Raw genomic sequence first — 21163 nt, forward strand, 5'->3', positions numbered from 1 at the left:
TTGCCAAGGTTTTGCAGACCTTAACTGATCCGGAGCGGTGCAAACGCTTCCGGGTCTTTTCTTGCGGTTATGTATGTAAAGTTTAAGGCATAACGATGATCCTCCTTCCTTCAATTTTAAACTGAATACTTCCGGTAAGCTGCATCGTTTTTAAAACTTCCGTTACGTCTTCAAACTTTGAGATATTGCCACTGTATTTTTTACCTTTCAGGTCTCCGCGATATTCTACTACGATATCATACCACCTGGATATTTTATTCATAATTGAGAAAATATCTTCCTGTTCAAACATGAACAAGCCATTTTTCCAGGCAATGGACTCCTGTATATCCACATCTTTACGTACATTGATTACCGCAGATCCGGCATTACTGACGGCCTGTTGGCCCGGTGTGAGTAAAGCCTGCGCTGAACCCTTGCTTACCCTTACACTGCCTTCAAGTAAAGTAGTCTTGGTAAAAGCATCGTCCTTGTAAGCATTTACATTAAAATGTGTGCCCAATACCATAATTTCCTGCTGTTCAGCTTTTACCTTAAATGGCTTTTTTCTATCTCTGGCTACTTCGAAATAAGCCTCACCACTTAACTCAACCTGCCTTTCGTTTCCAGCAAATACAACAGGAAACCGAAGTTTAGACGCGGCGTTCAACCAAACTTTGGTTCCATCAGGTAGTGTTACTTCGTATTGCCCTCCTTTCGGGGTAATTATGGTATTATAAGCATCGGCAACTTTAGCATTTTTATCGCTGACATATACGAGCTTACCTTCTGCAGATTTATTAATTTTAACACCAAACTGGTTAATTCCATCTATCGGAGTGGCAGCATCCAATACAACAGTTGAACCATCCGCAAGGGTTAGGGTAGCTTTATTTGTCCCGGGAACGATTTTGCCTAATTCAATCGGATTTACCAAATTTCTAACTGGTTCCCGATAATTGAAATAATAAAACACGGCTGTTAATGTGATCAAGACCACAGCAGCAGCAGCAGCCATTTGGAAATATCCACCTATCCGTCTTCTTTTCCGGGGGAGTTCTTGTTTGATCAATTCCAGATCTGAAATTAATTCCTGCTCAGAAAGGTCAAGTGAAGGTGTATCCCAGGTTAAATACCAGGTTTCTACAAGTGACCGCTCTTGTTCAGTGCAATCGCCACTTTTATACCGCTCTAATAAATCTTTTATATCTGGTTTATGCATATGCCTAAAAGACTTTTTGTCTTTATTTAACACATAGACGATTAACTCAGGGGTATAGAGTAGATAAAATTGAAAATACTTTTTAAAATATTTTCAATCCTAAATCAATTTAGCTTTTTGCTATAAAAAAAAGAAAACAAGTAGTTTATCTAATTTAGGTCTTAACACTTTTAATGCGTTGTTGATTTGTTTACGCACGGTAAGTTCAGAGATTTCAAGTGCATTGGAGATTTCCTTATGACTGCGACACTCAGTTCTACTTAGGTTAAATACCAATCGCATTTTTTCAGGCAGTGCTTCTATTTCTTTCTCAATCAACAGGGTTAGCTCCTTTTGACGGATCGAATGATCAGTAATATTGGTTCCGTTATTTAAAAAGCTGTCAAAAGAGTTGATATAGCTGGCCTGAAGTTTATTGTGTTTTACCAGGTCTAAAACACGATTTCTTACCGCTCTGTATAAATAAAATGAAAGTTCTGTTTTTAGCGTGATCTGATCCCGTTTGTGCCACAAAACAGTAAATAATTCGTGGATCAAATCCCTGGCTTCTTCCCTATTCCTAATTCTTTTATAAGCATGAATATAAAGAAGCCCGCTGTATCGGTCATAAATCTCGGTAAATGCCTTATGATCATCGTTGCATAGCAAAGTGAACAGCTCAGCGTCTGTAAGAGATTGATATCCCGGCATATTTGGTTTGTTGTTTAAACGAATATATTATAAATTTCATGAAACTACAATCTGATTTGAGAATATACAAGTAATCCAATTTAGTGTTAGTGACCACTCAAATAATTTTTACCTAGTTCATTATATCAATAAGGGAATAACGGCGAAAGCTTTATCGAAGGAGTCAAAGCAATTAGAGGAAAATCTGCTGATTACCCGGACGGTGGACAATACAAAACCTGTCACGGTAAGTTATGCCCTTACTGACCATGCTATTGAAACACAGCCTGTGATTAATGCGTTGATTGAATTTGGCCTGAAGCGATTTCACCTGGCGATGTTCCAAACTCCTTTTTAAAAACAAAATAAAAATGAGACAAATCTTCAAATCCTAAATCAACATAGATATCAGCTGGTTTTTGTTTTTTTTCTTCGATAAGGAAACGGGCTTCCTGCAAACGTCGCTTAATCAACCAACGGCCCGGAGTTTCATCGAAGATGATTTTGAAATCTCTTTTAAATGCCGACAAACTGCGGCCTGTGAGGAATGCAAAACGTTCCATACCTACGTTAAACTTGTAATTCTGGTGCATAAATTTTTCTAAATCCATGCGTCCCGGAATACCAAAATCAAAGAGAACGTCTGATAATTCCGGTTGCAGTTGCAATAAAACAAGTAGTAATTCTTCTCTTTTTATATCCGAAAAAGCAGGACTTATTTCTCCTGAATTGTTGTAATATGGCTGTAATGACAATAAAAAAGACGCTATTAACTCGTCTTTTTTGATTTTAATAAATACATCTTTTGACCTGAAATTTTCAAACAATATCGTATGCTTCTTTTGAAAATTGTTCAAAAACGTTTTGTCGAAAATAAAAACGACTTTTTCAAACTCATCATTTTCTTTTAGCTTGTTATAACGGGCCAAGCGATTTTTTCGGACAATACAACATTCGCCAGATTTTAAAGCATAATGCTTGTTTCCATCATAACCGTTCATTGTGCCTTTTATCAGGAATAAAAAGAAATGTTCAGCTACGAACTGTTCCGGCGAAATAACCGGGCCGATATAACAGGACTTTATTTCAGTTATTTTCATTTTCTATTATTTTACCTCTTCCCACCATTGTTTAAACACTTGTAAACTGTCGTTCAACAGTACTTTTTCGCCAATCATTGGTGTAGCTAATTTATAGGGTTTTCCTGCAGCCAATTTTGTCATTTGTTCCAATGGTTCTTTCCAGGAATGTCTTGCTAAAGTAAATTTGGAATGATGTACCGGCAGTAGTTTTTTTGCTTTTAACTCGAGCATTGCCTGTACCACTTGTTCCGGCAGTTCGTGTACCGATTGCCAGGCTTTGTTATACTGTCCGCATTCCATAATCGCCCAATCAATAGATGGATATTTTGCAGCAATGGTTTTAAACCGGTCGCTATACCCCCCGTCTCCGCTATAATAAATATTCATTGCTGGCGACTGGATGTAAAACGAAAGCCATAGTGCCTTATCGGCAGAAAAACCACGCCCGCCACCGTGGTGTGTATTTTCGGCGATGATATTAAAACCTGGTTTTACAGATACCACATCACCCCAATCTTTTTCCAGGATCTGGTTACCTGTATAGCCCCAACGCTCGTAGTGTGCACCTGCACCCAATCCGCATATCACAAATTTCACTTTCGGCTGTAGTGCTTTTACGGTTTCATAATCCAGGTGGTCGTAATGATCGTGTGAGAGCAGCATATAATCAATTTCGGGCATATCGCCCACGGTATAAATATCACTGCCCTTGTATGCTTTTACGCCCCAGGGTGTTGGCGATGCCTTGCCGCTGAAAATGGGGTCTACCAATATTTTTATGCCATCCACCTGCAAGAAGAAAGAGGAATGCCCGAACCAGACCAGCACATTGCTGTCGGCAGGAAGCGATTTCAGATCTGTTTTTACAGAAGGCAGCGTCCCTGTAGGTTCGGTGTTGGGATAGGTTTTGGCCAATGAGTTCCAGATTTCTCCTATAAAGCTGTATCCTTCGCTGATGGTAGGTTTCTCTACAAGATTGTGGAATTTGCCATCTTTAAAATGTTTGGATTGTTGTATCAGTTCCAGTCTTTTGCCTTCGGGCAATGCGCCAAACTGTGGCTGTTTCATGTAAAAATAGGTGGCAACAACAAGGATTAGTATCAGAGAGAGGAAAAATATCATTATTCGTTTGAGTATTTTTTTAGATCGTTTCATTTGGCCAACTTTAAAATATCATCTACTTCCAGGATTTGTGTCGGATACCCTTCTACGACTACATTGATCATTGCACGGCCAACTTCCGAAAGTCTTAAGGTTTTTGCTGAAATAAAAGGTGCAATTAAAGGGCCCATTATTTTATAGATGGTCTTTACATTTTTCTGACCCCTGCTGCCTTTCATAATCGCAGGGCGAAAATTGTATTGATTTTTAAAAGGTAATTTCATTAATGCATTTTCGGTTCGTCCTTTTACTCTTGCCCACATTACCTTTCCTTTTTCCGTACTGTCTGTCCGGTTTCCGGAAACGTAAATAAAAGTCATTTCAGGATTTATTTCAGCAAGTGCTGCGGCAAATGGTACTACAAAATCGTAGGTCTTTCTGGTGAAACTATCTTCATTTTCGCCAACTGAACTTATCCCCGCGCAAAAAAAACATGCGTCGTATTTTTTTAACAGGTCTGTATGGTTCCCGATTTCCGAAAAATCTTGTACAATAAGCTGTTTCAGTTTTGGATGCACTAAACTGAAACTTTTTCTACCGATACTTAATACTTCGCTTACTGCCGGGTTTTCCAGGCACTCTAATAATACGCCTTCGCCTACCATTCCGGTGGCGCCTGTTATGATTGTTTTCATCTGTTTAAATTTGATTAAATTTTCTAAGACTTTCTACGGTCGATATAATTGCTTCTTCTTTGGCCCGTGGTTGCCATCCTAAAACCTGCCTGGCTTTTTGGTTGCTTGCTTTTCTGTTTACACCAATCAATGGAAGTATCGCTTTTGCCTTTTGACTAAACAATGCGGCAATACGTACCTGCCAATCCGGAATTGTTTTATCAGAAACCTTTTGCGAAATTTCAGGCATTTCTTTTTTCAGGAATATGGCAATCTGGAGCAGGGTCATTGTTCCATCAGACAGTGCCAAAAATCTTTGTCCCTTAGCGGCAGCTGTTTCCATTGCCCGAATATGCAGGTCGGCCAGATCTCTTACATCGACAATGGCCAGTTCCATATTGGGAATAGCCTTCATGGTACCATCCAGTATATTTTTTAACAACTCAAAACCGCTGGATAATTTTTCAGAAAAAGAGGGTCCCAGAATTGCCGTTGGGTTGATAACGGTAAGCTCAAGATCCTCGCCTTCATTTTTAATAAAATCCCAGGCCGCACGCTCTGCCAATACCTTAGATTTATTATATGCAGATAAGCCTTTCTCGTTGGGGTTTGTCCAGCTATCCTCGGTAATCAGCTGAGTTGGGTCTTTATGGCTGTAGCCAACCGCCCCGAAATTTGAGGTCATCACAACACGCTTTACGCCTGCGTCACGCGCTGCACCCAATACCCGTAAAGTTCCATCTACAGCAGGGCGTATCATTTCATCTTCGTTTTTTGGAAGTTTAAGATGGATAGGTGAAGCGATATGGTGTACATAATCAATATTTTTCATTGCCTCATTCCATCCTTCATCGGCAGACAGGTCAGCTTCAGCAAAAGTCAGATTTTCGAAATCGATAATACCTGCATTTTTTAATGAAGCAATGATTTCATCTTTCCTTGTGATCGACCTTAGGGTAGCTCTTACCCGGTAGCCTCTGTTCAATAACTGTTGGATAACGTGCAGGGCAACAAACCCGGAACCTCCCGTAACCAATACCATTTCTCTGTCTTCCATTGTTTTGCAATTTTTAACTATGCAAATTTCAACAATGAAAAAGATTTGTTATTTGTTGTAAAGCCCAAATGTGTTTGTTGTAAAGCTCATATTTGGGATATTCTATATTTGTTATCGAAATTTGATGATGATCAGGGATTATTCTAATTTAAATCCAATTTTGATTGCTGAACCTTGCCCCCTTCTTTATACCTCTTAATGTGACTGGAGATCAGAATATACAGTAATATGAAAGAACTATGTTCTTCTTATTAATCTGTTAAAAATGTACTTTATTGCCAAAAACTGCCACTTTGGATTGAAAAGAGGTAGGGAATAAAATTAGAGTTAGTCAAGAGGATATAATCAAATTATCCGCTTTTTAGTTTCGCTCGGACTGTATCCAAAATGACTTTTGTATAAGCGGGAGAAATGAGAAACATTTTCATAACCAACTTCATAGCAAACATTTGCAATTGTTAATTGAGTAGAATGGAATAAGTCTTTGGCTTTTTGCAATCGTTTTTCCTGTATCCATCTCGCAGGTGTGGTATGAAACATGGATTCAAACTCCCGGCGGAAGCTTGACAAGCTTCTTCCTGAAATATGAGCCAGTTCTTTAAGTGTATAAGGCTGAAGGTAATGCGCTTCCATAGTTTTCATTAAATCTCTGGTTTCATACCGGTTGAGGTTTATCAATTGGTGCAAAAACCGTGGATTCTCCTGCGAAAGACCATATAGTAATTCTAAAATTTTCAGTTTAAATAATCCTGTTTTTATATTTTCATTATCGTCGAAATAAGGCTTCAAAGATGCCAGGAATGACTGTAATCGTCCACCATACGGATAAACTACTACTTCATCATCCGGAACTGGTTTTGCTAAATAGTCATCCATTTCAATCAATTTAATAAAATCGATAATGATGTCTTTCTTCAAGGTGAAAGAAACACTTTCATACACAAAATCATTTAGGGCATCACCACCTTTTACAATCTCAACATATGTGGCTTTTTTTATCAATAACATTTCTCCCTTTTTTAAAGAAAAAAATTGATTCCCAATGCGTAATTCATTAACGCCCTCCACTGCAAATAACAAAAAATGTTCCTTCAACATATTCTGCTTATGGAATGGTATTTTATGTTGCTGACGACAAATCTCAGTTGTTCCAATCTCCTTTGAGCTTAAAACAATATGTGTTCCCGGAAATGAATTTTGATCTCCTGTTTGTTTTACAACGTCCATCCTATGATTTTTCACAAAGATCGATAATTTATTACCGCCTGATTGATAAATAGCAGTTTTTAGTTGACACAAAAAGTCATGAAATATGAAGTTTTAAGCAATGCCGTTCAGCAGGATATAACAGATTTTTGTAGGACAATTAATTCATAAATAATTATGCTACAATTTAAAAATTCAGAAAAAGTATTTACGATAAAAGGTTTATCTCAGGCAGTAGAAATACCATTTGGGAATCAGAAAATGATTATCCTATCTGGTCAAATCCCGCTTAATCAGCAAGGAGAGTTAGTAGGTAATGATGTAAAGACGCAAACAATTCAAATTTTTCAAAACATCAAAGACATTCTGGAAACCTGTGGTGCCGGCCTTAATGATATTGTAAAACTTGGAATTTTCACTTCCGACATATCCCAAATTGCCGGTTATAGAGAAGCCAGGGATCAGTTCATTATTTCCGATACCCCACCAGCAAGTACGCTCGTAGAGGTAAAAGGCTTATTTAGAAGCGATGTAATTATTGAAATCGAAGCTACTGCAGTAGTAAAAATCTAGCCCGGTTCAGTAAACGATTTACAGCAGCATAAATTAGCACCGAATCAGGAAATCAACCTTGATATTTTAAGAATTAAGATTCAAGGGAAGAGAAAAAGCGAAAAGATACCTCAAGGCTCTTTCAGCTTTTTATTTTGTCATTTTTTAGGCGCCGTATCCTTCAGGGCCAGTAGCTTGTTCAGCTTGGAACGGGTATCCGGAAATTCTTTAAGGGTCAGGGCTTTTCTATAAAATTCTATCGCCTTGGTTTTGTCCTTTGCCGCATCGTAGTAATCGCCCATGCTGTCATAAACGTTATAGCTATTGGGGTAGTTTTTGATGTTGAGTTGCAAAAAAGCGAAAGCCATTTTAAGATTTCTCGCTATAAGGCTAATGCCAAAATTATTGATCACGCCTTCCGGCAGTGCAACTTTGAAGCCCATTTGTTTGGAAATATTATCGTAATGCGATTGGACCTCAGCCAGCGCCAGCTCCGGACTTGAATCTTTGCCGTATATCTTCATCATCGTTTCCTGGGGAAAGGCGTAATTTGTAAAGAAAAAGCGTAAAGCATCATACTCCGTGATCAGGGGCAGCGAGCCATGCGTTTCGTTAGGATAATATTTGTAGGCAAACTTTAGTCTGTTGACAGCGGTATCGCTTTGAATCATATCCTTGAGCTTTAATATCGCCCGGATATGATTAGTTGCCGCCGAAGTGTCTTTCCTGGCTTGGGTGGTGTCCATACCCTTCGGCATGGTGTTGGCGATGCCTACGAACAACTTTTTGTCCGAATATTTTTTTTGCTTCAGCGCTTCGCGGGCCTGGTTTAGCAAAATGCCCCGATCCCACCACATACTGGGGTCGATAGCGATATAACCGTTAAACATATTGGGGTGATTGACGAGTGTATTGATCACCATCATTCCGCCAAGGGAGTGGCCGATGATTATCTTGTAGGAGTTGGTGGGGTAAATAGAATCGATGTGCGGCATTAGTTCCTTCTCGATAAATGAAGTGAATTTTTCGCCCCCACCCGAAGTTTTTAGAGCAGGAATGCTGTTGGTGGTCAAGTCGCGCATCCTGTCGGTGTTGGGTATAGCCACAACAATCATGTCGGGGCACTGAGAGTTGCCGGTTGCTACGCCGAGCTGTTGTAGCATACCAGTAACCGAAGGAAAATGTGAGTCGCCATCCAGCAGGTAAACTACCGGATATTTTTGCCTGAGGAACGTTGAATCAACTTTCGGAACATAAACCCAAAGTTTGCGGGTTTCGTTCAGTATTTTCGACTGAACGCTATCGACAACGCCCATAACAATAAGGTTATTTTTGATAGTTTGCGCTTTCAGTGCTGTTGCCAGGAACAGGATCACAAAGCAGAGGGCAACGGTTTTTTTTAGGTGAATAAGATTTAACTTCATGATGTTCAGGGTTCTTTTATTGATTGTGCTATTAAAGCTATCAATAAAAATGTTAAAAGCTGACTCTTCCCCAATTTCTTCGAAATATATCCCCTTGCTAGGATACCCTCCAGTTTACCTATTCTATAAGGACAATTATGGCTTAAAATAGGGTGTAGACCAGCGCCTATTGACCAAAACAAAAAAACCTCTAAACTGTTACATTTAGAGGGTTTTCAAATCTTTTGCCGGGCTGGCAGGATGTTTTACCAACGCTTTAAAATGTTACCTCCCAGGTGCTGCCAGCAAAATTAGTTATGCATTTGGCGACGTCAGCTTGATTTATAGGATATTATCAATAAGATTCCATATATCGTTGAAGCCGGGCTTTTACCTCCGTCCACTCGGATAAGAGTATAGAAAACCGGGCAGAATCCCTGATTGTAAAATCAGCACCCATTCTTTCTGCCCGGATCAGGCCTTCAAATTTAGCCCCCAACCGCTCAATTGCTGCCCTGGATTGCAGGTTTCTAACATCAGTCGTAAAATTAACCCGCCATACCTTCCAGTATTCAAAAGCATACTTCAGCATCAGGAACTTAATTTCCGTATTTATGCCTGTTTTAATAGATGAGGCCGTAAGCCAGGTATGGCCAATTTCACAAACATCTGGTGCAGTTCTACCAAATTCCGGTGTATCTGAAGGCCAGGGCCAGTAAGTCATATTCCAAAAACGTGTTGATCCTTTAATGGCCCCATCTTCGTTACCAATGATGACAAAAGGCAATCCTGTTCCTGCATCGCGCTGCTCAAGTGCTGATTTCACATACTCTGCCAATGCTTCAATTCCCTGAGGTACCGCAGTCCATTGAAACAATTTCTGATTTCCAGCAGCAGCTAAGCTCAGTCCTTCCACATGAATCAGTTCAAGTGGTTCCAGCCTAATTTTATTTCCAATCCATTCATTCTCCATATTTCCCTCATGTTTTTAAGGTTAGATCCAGGATTTCCCACTACAAATTGGAAATCCATTACTCAAACATCTGACCTGTTCAATAATATTAAGTTATTAATAACTCAAAAATACGCCTTACAGGGACTGCCTTTATGATCCAGAAATTAGAAATCAAATAGTCCAGATGTTGCCATTTAACACCTATATCCCGAAAAGGATTCATCGTACTGCCTGAACGTTCCCAACTGAAACCTCAGACGTGAGCGTCAAAACGGCCAGGCTTCGCCTGCGACAGTACGACGCCGAACCACAGTTACAAAACAACTCATTATCGATGACGTCCCTGCACAAAATGATTAAAACAAAAAAGCCTTTAAATCTTACGATCTAAAGACTTTTATTGTTGTCGAGGTAGCAGGATGCCGTACCGACGTTTTAAATATCTTATTTCCAACCAACTACATCCTCCTGAAACATCAGGGTGTAGATTAGGGCATAAATCATTTCAAATCAAATCAGCGTAAACCATTTTATCAACTTGCATAACTATCGTCTGATAGTAAAGTATAAATAACTGCTTATTTGATGGATAAAAGATAGGTTTTTGATGTCATCCTGCAAAATAAACTTTAAATAAAAACACTATAGTTCTCTAAGCACTTCTGTATCTTACTGTTTGACTTCATTTTTTGATAAAAAACTCTTCCCCTGGGCCATGATGGGCTCGAACAAAAAAATGAAACCATGTATTACAAAATAATAATAAAATTATAATGTGGCCATATCAATTACAAACCTGTAGCGTACATCGCCTTTTTCCATGCGTTCATAAGCAGTATGAATATCTTTCATATCAATCATTTCTATCTCAGAAACAATATTATGCTCTGCACAAAAATCAAGCATTTCCTGAGTTTCAGCAATACCTCCAATACTAGAACCAGCAATACTTTTCCTGCCGCCCAATAAACTAAAAGCTGGGATTTCTGCTGGTTTAGATGGAACACCCACACAGATAAGCGTACCATCCGTTCTCAGTAAAGATAAGTACATTTCAAAATCATGCTCTGCTGAAACAGTATCCAGGATAAAGTCAAATGTGCCCATTGCAGCCTTAACCTGCGCCTCATCTGTAGTAAATAAAAAATCGTGGGCACCCAATTTTTTTGCATCTTCTTCCTTTTTAGGTGACGTACTTAGCACAGTTACTTCAGCACCAAAGGCTACACCAAATTTAACAGCCATATGGCCCAATCCACCAAGGCCTAATACGGCAAGTTTATGCCCCTTACCAACTTTCCAATGTCTTAAAGGAGAGTAAGTAGTAATACCGGCACACAATAGAGGCGCTACAGCAGCCAAGTTTAATTTGTCTGATACATGCAGTACAAATTCTTCCCTAACCACTATGGTATTGGAATAACCGCCATAAGTTGGTGTTTTACCATCTCTCTCTAAACTGTTATAGGTACCCGTACCTCCTTCTAAACAGTACTGTTCCAGATCTTTCTTACAATTTTCGCAAACCTGGCAAGAGTCTACCATACATCCAGTACCAGCAAGGTCACCTACTTTGAAATTTTTCACATGGTCGCCAACTTTAATCACCCGACCAACAATCTCATGTCCGGGAACCATTGGAAATATACCTGGAAACCAGTCGTTTTTAATCTGATGCAGATCTGAGTGACAAACGCCACAAAATAAAATATCAAACTGTACATCATGCGGGCCAACTTCGCGGCGTTCAAACGCCCATGGAGCTAAATCTGTATCTACGCTTTGCGCTGCGTATCCTTTTGTTTCTATCATATTATAAAAATAATTTAAGTTTTTGATGAGTTTTATCTGTTAATCATTTATTAGAAGGTATTGCCTATGGCTTTCAGTGATACTATTTTCTATCAGTGGATTTTGCTATCCACTTTTGTTAATAATGAGAAGTTATTGGAAAGACAAAATTCTCAATAAATAGATCTTTTTTGTGTTCAGGATATATGTATAATGCATCGTCATCGAAGGGGTCTCTTTCAACTTCAAGTTTTCCACCAAAATCAGTATCTGGAACAAAAAAGAAACTGATCTCTTTCGTTTTTGTCTTAATTAAAGTAGGAATTAACTCTTCTAATTTAAAGGGCCTAATTGAAAAAACATCATAAATTTTCAGATCTTCTTCTTCAAATTCCATCAATACTAAGCAGTCTCCTGTTTCTGAATAATACAAAGAATCTTCAAACTGCAATATAAAATGATATGTCGACAAACAAGGATTAGGCTCAAACGACAAGGTATTTGACAGCAGTCTATGGTCTTTTGCAAATCGCTCCAGGAGATTTTTATCTTCTCTATTTTGAATAGAAAGCTTTCTCCAATCGGAACTCGTTGGTTTAAAATCTGTTAAATCTTTAAGCCTGAAACTACTTTCATCTAACCTAACAAAGCCAAACTTTGGGTAAAAATCTAACACCTCTTCATTAGCAAATAGGTATATGAATTCATATTGCTCAGAGAAGTGAGTCATAACATGTTTCATAAGATAACGCGACAGCCCCTGGCCTCGAAAAGCAGGATGTGTCATCACTGCACTAATCTGTAGAACATGATGGGATTGCCCTTGTAAAACCATCACCATAGGAGATAAAGAAACGTTTGCAATCACCTTATTATCCTGGACTATAAAAAATGGTATAAAAGTACTGTCCCAATATCCCATCCCATACCATGGCTCGTAATCTCCATCCAAACAGAGATCATAGAGTTCGTTAAAACTAAGGAAATGTAGTTTTAGTTCCTCCAATCCTGAATAAACCTTTCTATTTATATTCATTATATCTTAAAAACTTTTTCATTTTTTATCTATCCAACTTTCCCCCCATGTTACATCCGCTATTTAAACTGAGGTTATAGTAGTTTCTTTTTAGATCTTTTTACGGTATATGATCTTTGATCGATTGTATCTGTTACTGTTATGTTCATTTCACTTCTATTTTGTAGACCATAATTATAAATATCTCAACAGTTGTCCCACCCTGAAGAGCTTTTTATAATTTCTCTACCTTACAATTAAGCAAGTCGCTGTAGGACAACTTTTCTACCTGCTGTTGCTCAATACCAAAATAATCATAGTAAAAATCACATTGTTTTTTCAGTTGCTCCAGAGTAAATGATTCTGTTTCGTCTATTGCTTCCACTTCGATAAATGTTCCAAGATCCTGAACAGTATCAAAATGAAACTTTACGTTTTCAATTCCGTATATTTTTCTCTTTTTGTCAACAATCACCTTTACCCCCATCTGATTGGAGAGGATATGCTTTAGCGTGTCATTCATTTCGTGTTTATAAAGAAGAATATCAGATTTTTTACTTCCATGAACATTTTCACGGTTGTAATCAATGAGTTTGCTTTCTTTTCCTATAATTTCGCGTAGTTTCAATCGTCCCTTTTTTGCATTAAAGTAAGTATCAATCTGATGATCTATCCCATAGTCAACAGGATTTAATTTAAGAAGCAGATTTTCGTACTTTTCAAATTCCTGTACTCTTGCTTTAAATTCAAAATTCTTTATTTTCATATATTAATTACAGTATTAATGTGTCTTTTTTTGTTTTGTCTCACTACTTATTCTAAATACACCAATACAACTAACCAAAGAAGTCAAACAACAGTTAGTCAGGCCTGATATAGCTTTTTCAAATTTACGCAACAGAGGCAATGCTTCAATTGTCATATCTTGCTTGTTTACGTTCAATTTGTAATATAAAACCCTTTTAATTCTATAAAAAGACAACTATTAGCCTAAAATGCGAATTCGCTCCTCTCATATAATGTGCTTTTTTTTGCTTTTTTTGCACCTTTGATTAATGCAGATAGCTTGATTGGAAATCTCGAAATGTAATTTATCCATCATGATTATTGTCGTAAGTGTATAGGCAAAAAATTAGTCGGTTACGCAATAAATCAGTTGAAGGTGACCAGGTAGATGTGAACGATCAAAATGAACAAGCAGTAGGTTTTTAGAAACATATTGGATTTCGGATCTTAGATAGATCCGAGGTGGAAGCCCCAGGAAAAGAATACCCTATTTTGCATATGCGATTGTGAGAACAAGGATTTATATTTTTAAGTTTTATGATAGAATTAATTACTCCAAACAGGTTAAACATCGGCGATAAAGTTGCCACTATTTCTATGTCCTGGGGTGCTGCTGGCGAATTGCCATACCGCTACCAGAAAGGAAAAGAGCGGTTGAACCAAGTTTTTGGCCTGAATGTCGTAGAAACCAAACATGCTTTAAAATCTGCACAATGGATCTACAAAAATCCCGAAGCCCGGGCGAATGATTTAATGGAAGCCTTTTGCGATCCTTCAATCAAAGGAATCATTTCTAACATTGGTGGTGATGATAGTATAAGAATGCTAAAGTATATTGATTTACAGATCATAAAACAGAATCCTAAAATATTTCTTGGGTTTTCCGACAGCACCATCACACACTTTATCTGTCTTAAAGCTGGCTTAAGCTCATTTTACGGCACATCGCTTTTGGTAGGGTTTGCAGAAAATTACGCAATGCACAATTATCAAGTCAATGATATTAAAAAAACCTTGTTTTCCACCGAAAAAATTGGACAAATCCATCCCAACAAAGAAGGCTGGACAACCGAATTTCTGGATTGGTTCGATATTTCTTTGCAAGACGTAAAACGAAAGTTATTACCTACAACCGGATGGAATTTTTTAAGAGGAGACTCCATTGTACAGGGGCGCCTGATCGGCGGATGTATAGAGGTGCTGGAAATGCTCAAAGGAACCCAATATTGGCCAGATCTGGAGGTATGGAAAGACAGCATTCTGTTCTTTGAGACCTCGGAAGATATGCCTAAACCGGAGTATGTTCGATGGTGGTTAAGAAACTACGCTGCCTTAGGAATTCTCCCCAATGCAAAAGGGATTATTTTTGGTAGGCCTTACGACAATCTTTACACGGAACAATATGAGATTGAATTGTTAAAAGTGCTCGATGAAGAAGGATTATCCGAATTACCTGTCATTACCCGTATGGATTTCGGCCACACCTGCCCGACTTTCACTCTTCCGTACGGAAGGCTGGCCGAAATCAACTGCATAGACAAGACGTTTTCGATATTAGAAAGCGGCGTCGCTTAGAAAAGAATATTATGAAAATGATTTCCCATTGAAACATAATCGTAACTCATTAAAAAAAGTTTTACAAGAAATTAGGATATGACATTGTTCGTTCCCAACAGGCAATTAGTTCTTCAATATTAGTTCTTTGATATGTTGTATTCATTCTTAAGTTACTGTTTTTAGTTTCTCATCGTCTCCTTCAACCTTCTGTTTTCCAGTCAAATGGCATTAATTCCCCCAGTGTTTTAAAAACCCCGTTGCGGACTTCTACGATTGATTTTCTGTTATCACGAGATAACTGGCTTATTAGTTCGCGACACCTTCCACAGGGAGGAACTGCATTTCCCCGGCTGTCTACGGCTACCACTGCTTTGATGCGATATTCTCCGTGTTTCAGCATTTCTGAAACAGCACTGTGTTCGGCACAATGCCCCAAAGAGCAGGCTGTATCAATGCTGATGCCTGTATACACATTACCCGCCAGGGTTTCAATTGCGGCGGCGACATCTCCATATGAAATATAATCATTTAATGTGACCGATTTTGCCAACCGGGTGGCTACTTCTTTTAGGTTCATCTCTCGGGTTTTAATTTTATAAATCAATTCATAGCCATTTTGGCATATCTAGCTCCATAAGCAATCAGATTATCCAATAGCCGGGGCGGGTAGTGCGTCGTCGACAATTTTCTGAATTAGAAATGGACTTATCATGCCAAATACATCGCCTATTATAATTAATAGTAGTACAATAGCTAATGTGTTCATATAGGATTTCACCAGATGTAAAACCCTTGAAAAGGAAAATTTTGTATGAGATGCGTTCGCATTTGCTTTCATTATGATAGGTTATTCAATTTTCAATCGCATAGATAAGCTGTATGGTTCAAAACCCTCGTGCAGATACAATGCCGCAGCGGAAGCGTTTTTTGACAAGACACTTAACTCGACATAGTCCGCTTCGTTTTCCTTTGCCCACGTTTTAACGCAATCAATCAATGCTTTACCAATTCCCATTCCACGCATATCCGCATCAACAACAATGTCCATTAAATACATACATTTCAAGGGTACGAAACAATTGTAAGGTGGGCTTTGCTGTAATTGTGTAATTACAATTCCTTTTACCTCATCATCTTCCCCGTATACAAAGGCTGTAAACTGATCTTCTCCGGCAATGACTCTTTGCAGAAAACTTTCGTCCTGATGCGCTGTCTGCATATAGTCGGGTTCATGATGCGCCATCTGTTCAAAGAGTTGGAAATAAAGGTTCTTTATCTTTGGCAGATCTGCCTGGACTGCTTTTCTAATGTTCATATTTTTATAACTATATGTTTTCTTTTTAAAAATCCCTGGGCTTCCAGACCAATAGTAAATTTATTGTTTTAGGGCCATTCACTATATTTGACCCTCAAAGAGGTATAGAAATCTACACCAATAAAAAATTCAGTTTCAAAACTCCACAATTGCCACTTTTCTTTTCAAAAAGGCAAGATAGTCTTCAATTATATGGTGGGTTCCGATTTTTAGATAATTTGTGGTCGTACCGTCGCTACAACCATAATTCGGTAGCAAAGTAACATCCCTGTGCAACACCACATGGACATCCTTACTATTAGGATTTAGCAGTCCGAAAATACTTGCTGCACCGACTTTTACGCCTAAAAAATGCATTAGCATATCTTCAGGAGCAAAAGATACCCTGGAGATGTTTAGAGAGTCACTAAATAGCTTTGTATTGAAGGGTTTATTCCCCAACATTACAACCAGATAAAACGCAGTCCTTTTTCGGTTACATAGGAAAAGTGTCTTCACCATATCCATCTGTAAACGCTCGTTGACAATTTGACACTGTTCCATAGTGATGACCTCATTAGTTTCAACCCGCTCAAAGGGAATGTTAAGTTTGTATAGAACGTTGTAGGTCGCTTCCTGGATTTCTGAATTAAATTTTGAAGGAGCTTCTCTTGAAATTTTGCTTATAAACATCGCTTGTGATCTTAACCCGGGCACTCTTATCTTTCGGTTTTTAGTTAATATGTTTGTTTGATCTATTTTGCTCTTACATTGGACAATATATCAATGCTTGTATCCTCCACCTTATTCGTGATCAACTCTAAATTTTGAGTAACTGTTTCAATATCCCAATCCCACCATTTTATTACCAGTAATTTCTGGATGACTTCCGAAGAGAAACGATATCGAATCAATTTAGCCGGATTACCTCCTACTATTGCGAAGGGCTCCACGTCATTCGTAACTGTAGAGTTGGCCGCAACTATGGCACCGTCCCCTATCTTTACTCCTGGCATAACTGTAACATTTCTTCCGATCCACACATCATTTCCGATAATGGTATTTCCTTTATAAGGTAGTTGATCCAAAGTGGGAGTTACAGCTGTCCAATCACTTCCAAAGAGGTTAAATGGATAAGTAGTGACTCCATCCATACGGTGGCTGGCTCCATTCATGATAAATTTAACGCCAGAAGCGATCATGCAGAATTTTCCTACTATCAAAAGGTCGCCAATTATTTCATAATGGTACAATACATTTTTCTCAAAATTACAAGCATCCTCTTCGTCATCATAGTAGGTGTAGTCACCAACACTAATCATCGGATTTGCTATTATGTTTTTTAGAAAGCATATTTTCTTGTTTCCCTTTATAGGGTATGGATTATCTTTGTTTGGAATTTCCATATTTGACTTATTTTGGTGTTAGATATTCATTTCTTTATATCTTTTAGGATTTAAAAATTCCCTCTGCCTCTCTATCCTATATCTTATGACAATGGGTTCTGCAAACGAATGATTTGCAGAACCCATTTAACAATTACCGCAAGATAATCTCAAACTTATCAGAAAGAACTGTTCTGATTTTCTCCTGTATCAGGTTGATTTCCTCATTAGAGAGCGTACGCTCACCTGAACGATAGGCAATCCTATAGGAAAGTGACGTCCTTCCCTCCTTTTGGAATTTATCTTGAAGAGTAACGTCCTCAACCAGATCAAGTCCTTCTTCACGAATGATCTCGCAAAAATTATTATATTCAGACCAGAGTTCATCTCTATTTTCGGTGTACCCATTGACCCAGAATGATATATCCTTATAAACAGGGGGATATTTAGAATATTCCTGGAATTGGGACAGGCCATCTTTAAATTGTTTCAGAAAACGCTCGTCTGTAGTCCATAGATAGCGTATGTCCGGGATATTGCAATAAGAAAGTACAAGACGGTCCAGGCCTAATCCAAAAGCCCAACCTGTGGCTTCAATATTGCAATTTTCCAGAATTTTGGGATGGATGACGCCCGCACCGAGAACTTCCATCCAGTCTTCATTTTGATAAACCTCGATCTGCACCGAAGGCTCTGTGAACGGAAAACTATCATCCAAGAATCTATAATCTTTGCCTGGGTACAGATATTCTATTAGTCCCGATAGCGTACTTTTGAGGTCAGAAAGAGCATCTATGCCTTTGGGCAATACCTTGACTACCTCCATTTGATGGAAAACGGGATAATGCGTGCGATCAATAGTGTCTTTTCGATAAACATCACCTGTGACCACAAAGCTTTGATACCCTCCCCTCAATAATTCGTTCTGATGCGCAGAAGTTTGTGTTCTTAACACATGGGCCGAATCTACATAATATGTATCATTGGTAGATCGAGCCGGGTGATCCTGCGGCACGAGCAACTCATCAAAATTACCTTCTATACTAACGACTTCACTTAGATTGTCAAAAGGCGTAAAATCGTGGAAATAGCGCTGGATTTTCTCTTTCAACTGACAAACTGGATGTAGTTTATTCTGATGTAATTTTAGACTACGCTTTTCATTTATAGTCTTTGGGATATTATTCATATCTATTGTTGTATTTAGAGTCCGCGATAGAGCTGTCGCGGTACTTAATATTAAAAATTCGTGAAGTAAAATCTGAAGTTGATATCCGTACGCAACGGACATATTAGTTTATCTCGGCCCTGGCGGGCCAAAAAAGAAAAAGGAAAACAGTATATTGATTCTACTATTCATTCGGTAAAAATGTACCTACAAAGGTATTTCTTTTCAGATTCTAAAAATGTTCATTTAACATTTTCACAAGTCTGCATTATTTAACTCTTTCTGATATTTGTACTAATTTATTTATTGACTTCATCCTTTAAACCATCTTTTTTGTTTGGTTCTCAAATTTACGAGTCCAGATTAATTTTCTATTAGCAAATCTTGCTCAGTTATGTGCATTTTGTAATATTCGATTATTTGTTCCTGTTTATCCATAAACATACCACAAGCACCCCCTATAGAGGTGCTTGTGATTAGAATGAAACCTTACCATGGACAGCCATCGTCCATTCATCCCGTGTCATGCGACTGATATGTTCTGTTCGTATGTCATTCATTAACTCATTTACGCTAGCTTCTTCCACATGATGATGATGGAATCCACATTTTTCTTGTGCGATCTTTGACTTGGCGTTTCCATCGTAATAGCCTGACCAGATATTTACTAATCTCAAACCCTCGAAACCATAGCGTACAACTTCTCCAATTGCTTCAGGTACTATACCCTTGCCCCAGAACGGAACACCTAGCCAATATGAAATTTCGCCTTCCGATTCGGTGATTGGAAAATTACTTTTCTCTCCCAGAATCAAACTAATCATCCCAATAGCGATGTCATCCTCTTTTAATGTGATGGCAAATACTCCATCCTGCATAAATATTGTTTTGATTACCTCTCTACTTTGTTCCACACTCTTATGCGGAGGCCAACCAGCTATTGGCCCTACCCTGTTGTCCTTCGCATATTCGTATAAAGCTTCTGCGTCAGTATCTCTGAATGGGCGCAAAATCAATCTTGCTGTTTCTAAAATCATAACATTCTATTTTTTAAATATACGTGGCAAAATTACAGTCTTTATTTAATAGAGATATAGCCAAAAGTTTCGTAAAATGGGTACTTTTGAAAACAAATCACACTTTCCTACCATAAAAAATCAAAATTTATGGTAAAAATAGAAAGTACTACAATGAATTACACACCGGATATTTTATTGGGAAAAGAGAAACTAGCGCTAGGAGAAAGTAATCTTAGCCAAAGCCTTGGACATCCTTTACAGCTCAGTTATACTTCGTTAATAATATGTCTGGAAGGCACTTCGGTAGTTAGCGTTAATTTTAAGAATTATCTGCTAAAGCCTAATGATATATTGGTACTGGCTGAGGATTATATTACAGTTGTGCAACGGGTATCCGTTGATTTCAAAGCATTCTACTGTCTTGTAGATAGAAGTTTGGCTGCAGAAGTAGCCTATGATTTACCCAATCAACTATTCTTGTTTCTACATCAATCCCCACTTTGTAGACCTCAGGGTCCGGAAGTCGCCCTATTACATGGATGGATAATCCAAATTAAGCACATCAAAAATACATGTACAACACATCAGCATATTATGTTGCGGAATAGTTTACAATTGTTTTTTCTCAAAATAGCTGAAACTGTTTCACTGACACAAATTAATCTGGAACGTCAATACAGCCGAAAAGAAATATTGTGCTGGAAATTTTGGGAACTGATCAGTCAACATAGTACGGAACAGCGAAATGTTGCTTTTTATGCAGATAAGCTAAATATTACCCCCTATTATCTTTCTCAGATCACTAAAGACTTTTTAAACGATTCACCAAAAGGGTTAATTGACAGGCAAGTCATACTAGAAATTAAAGCACTTTTAAGCACGACCGAACTGTCAATCAAACAAATTGCTGATCGACTTTATTTCGAGGACACATCGTATTTAGCTCGCTACTTCAAGAGACAAACAGGAATAACTTTAACAGCTTATAGAAAGTAATCCAATAACCAAGCGCGCCGCGTTGAATATTCTCCTACACCATATGGTGAAAAATTAGTGGACGTTCTTTAGCAACTAAACGATTGAGGTAAACAACTATTGGAAACTAAAGGAATGTAACTATTTTTTATTATCAAATTTTAATTCCGATATTTCAAAAGTTATCAAATTGAAGTCTAATGCCCGAGCAAAATCACTGGAACTAAATTTCCGCTTCTTCCAATTTTTGCTATCATTTCTAACCTTTTGTTT

At 38.2% G+C, this 21163-nt stretch carries 22 protein-coding genes; 4 read left to right on the forward strand and 18 right to left on the reverse strand.

The genetic code is table 11. The features are described 5' to 3' along the window. Positions 1–82: 82 nt before the first annotated feature. Together DBR43_RS02975 and DBR43_RS02980 are read right to left on the reverse strand one after the other, a co-directional pair. Positions 83–1201 carry a FecR family protein gene (locus tag DBR43_RS02975; protein ID WP_124577769.1) on the reverse strand — a complete coding sequence of 373 codons (1119 nt, stop codon included), beginning with the start codon at positions 1199–1201 and terminating at the stop codon, positions 83–85. A 120-nt stretch (positions 1202–1321) separates the two neighbouring features. After that, positions 1322–1891: an RNA polymerase sigma factor gene (locus DBR43_RS02980; RefSeq protein WP_124577771.1), complete on the reverse strand. Its 570-nt coding sequence runs from the start codon at positions 1889–1891 to the stop codon at positions 1322–1324. Positions 1892–2081: 190 nt separating this feature from the next. Between DBR43_RS02980 and DBR43_RS33260 the strand changes: the two genes are divergently transcribed. Next, entirely contained in the window at positions 2082–2228 is a 147-nt protein-coding gene (locus DBR43_RS33260) for a winged helix-turn-helix transcriptional regulator (RefSeq protein ID WP_233602927.1), read from the forward strand. On the opposite strand, the gene DBR43_RS02990 is transcribed toward DBR43_RS33260, so the two are convergent. The 5 genes from DBR43_RS02990 to DBR43_RS03010 all read right to left on the reverse strand — a co-directional run bounded on the left by DBR43_RS02990 (position 2164) and on the right by DBR43_RS03010 (position 7011). Further along, positions 2164–2970, reverse strand: coding sequence for a helix-turn-helix domain-containing protein (locus DBR43_RS02990; protein WP_124577774.1), 807 nt, complete (start codon positions 2968–2970; stop codon positions 2164–2166). The genes DBR43_RS33260 and DBR43_RS02990 overlap by 65 nt on opposite strands. A 6-nt stretch (positions 2971–2976) precedes the next feature. Continuing rightward, entirely contained in the window at positions 2977–4107 is a 1131-nt protein-coding gene (locus tag DBR43_RS02995) for an MBL fold metallo-hydrolase (RefSeq protein ID WP_124577776.1), read from the reverse strand. Then, on the reverse strand, positions 4104–4748 hold the full coding sequence (locus DBR43_RS03000) for an NAD-dependent epimerase/dehydratase family protein (protein ID WP_124577778.1): 645 nt from the start codon (positions 4746–4748) through the stop codon (positions 4104–4106). Before DBR43_RS03000 ends, DBR43_RS02995 begins: the two co-directional genes overlap by 4 nt. A 4-nt stretch (positions 4749–4752) precedes the next feature. Beyond that, positions 4753–5784: an SDR family oxidoreductase gene (locus DBR43_RS03005; protein WP_124577779.1), complete on the reverse strand. Its 1032-nt coding sequence runs from the start codon at positions 5782–5784 to the stop codon at positions 4753–4755. Positions 5785–6129: 345 nt separating this feature from the next. Further along, positions 6130–7011, reverse strand: coding sequence for a helix-turn-helix domain-containing protein (locus DBR43_RS03010; RefSeq protein WP_124577781.1), 882 nt, complete (start codon positions 7009–7011; stop codon positions 6130–6132). Between the two features lie 156 nt (positions 7012–7167). Between DBR43_RS03010 and DBR43_RS03015 the strand changes: the two genes are divergently transcribed. Continuing rightward, entirely contained in the window at positions 7168–7563 is a 396-nt protein-coding gene (locus DBR43_RS03015) for a RidA family protein (protein ID WP_124577783.1), read from the forward strand. A gap of 137 nt (positions 7564–7700) precedes the next feature. On the opposite strand, the gene DBR43_RS03020 is transcribed toward DBR43_RS03015, so the two are convergent. From DBR43_RS03020 to DBR43_RS03040, 5 genes are all read right to left on the reverse strand, one after another. Continuing rightward, positions 7701–8966 carry an alpha/beta hydrolase-fold protein gene (locus DBR43_RS03020; RefSeq protein WP_124577785.1) on the reverse strand — a complete coding sequence of 422 codons (1266 nt, stop codon included), beginning with the start codon at positions 8964–8966 and terminating at the stop codon, positions 7701–7703. A gap of 334 nt (positions 8967–9300) precedes the next feature. Then, complete coding sequence (locus DBR43_RS03025; protein WP_124577787.1) at positions 9301–9918, reverse strand: GNAT family N-acetyltransferase; 618 nt, start codon at positions 9916–9918, stop codon at positions 9301–9303. A gap of 750 nt (positions 9919–10668) precedes the next feature. Continuing rightward, complete coding sequence (locus DBR43_RS03030) at positions 10669–11712, reverse strand: NAD(P)-dependent alcohol dehydrogenase (RefSeq protein ID WP_124577789.1); 1044 nt, start codon at positions 11710–11712, stop codon at positions 10669–10671. A 118-nt stretch (positions 11713–11830) separates the two neighbouring features. Further along, the gene (locus tag DBR43_RS03035) at positions 11831–12727 is read right to left on the reverse strand and encodes a GNAT family N-acetyltransferase (RefSeq protein WP_124577791.1); all 897 of its coding nucleotides are present in this window, start codon (positions 12725–12727) and stop codon (positions 11831–11833) included. Positions 12728–12941: 214 nt separating this feature from the next. After that, positions 12942–13472, reverse strand: a complete 531-nt coding sequence (locus DBR43_RS03040; protein ID WP_124577793.1) for a class IV adenylate cyclase — start codon at positions 13470–13472, stop codon at positions 12942–12944. 557 nt (positions 13473–14029) lie between these two features. On the opposite strand from DBR43_RS03040, the gene DBR43_RS03045 reads away from it, so the two are divergent. Further along, positions 14030–15067 carry a S66 peptidase family protein gene (locus DBR43_RS03045; protein ID WP_124577795.1) on the forward strand — a complete coding sequence of 346 codons (1038 nt, stop codon included), beginning with the start codon at positions 14030–14032 and terminating at the stop codon, positions 15065–15067. Positions 15068–15248: 181 nt separating this feature from the next. Here DBR43_RS03045 and DBR43_RS03050 read toward each other — a convergent pair whose 3' ends face one another. From DBR43_RS03050 to DBR43_RS03075, 6 genes are all read right to left on the reverse strand, one after another. After that, positions 15249–15626 (reverse strand): cytidine deaminase family protein, encoded by a 378-nt coding sequence (locus DBR43_RS03050; RefSeq protein WP_124577797.1) that lies wholly within the window; start codon positions 15624–15626, stop codon positions 15249–15251. Positions 15627–15896: 270 nt separating this feature from the next. Beyond that, positions 15897–16364, reverse strand: a complete 468-nt coding sequence (locus DBR43_RS03055; protein ID WP_124577799.1) for a GNAT family N-acetyltransferase — start codon at positions 16362–16364, stop codon at positions 15897–15899. A 135-nt stretch (positions 16365–16499) separates the two neighbouring features. After that, positions 16500–17036, reverse strand: coding sequence for a YbaK/EbsC family protein (locus DBR43_RS03060; protein WP_124577801.1), 537 nt, complete (start codon positions 17034–17036; stop codon positions 16500–16502). Between the two features lie 62 nt (positions 17037–17098). Beyond that, complete coding sequence (locus tag DBR43_RS03065) at positions 17099–17749, reverse strand: Vat family streptogramin A O-acetyltransferase (RefSeq protein WP_124577803.1); 651 nt, start codon at positions 17747–17749, stop codon at positions 17099–17101. Between the two features lie 133 nt (positions 17750–17882). Then, positions 17883–18917, reverse strand: coding sequence for a hypothetical protein (locus DBR43_RS03070; protein ID WP_158622407.1), 1035 nt, complete (start codon positions 18915–18917; stop codon positions 17883–17885). 455 nt (positions 18918–19372) lie between these two features. Then, a complete protein-coding gene (locus tag DBR43_RS03075; protein ID WP_124577807.1) occupies positions 19373–19933 on the reverse strand; it encodes a GNAT family N-acetyltransferase in 561 nt (186 codons plus the stop codon). A gap of 129 nt (positions 19934–20062) precedes the next feature. Between DBR43_RS03075 and DBR43_RS03080 the strand changes: the two genes are divergently transcribed. After that, positions 20063–20911: a helix-turn-helix domain-containing protein gene (locus DBR43_RS03080; RefSeq protein WP_199756940.1), complete on the forward strand. Its 849-nt coding sequence runs from the start codon at positions 20063–20065 to the stop codon at positions 20909–20911. Positions 20912–21163: the final 252 nt, after the last annotated feature.

Source organism: Pedobacter sp. KBW06, from assembly GCF_003852525.1.
Taxonomy (GTDB): domain Bacteria; phylum Bacteroidota; class Bacteroidia; order Sphingobacteriales; family Sphingobacteriaceae; genus Pedobacter.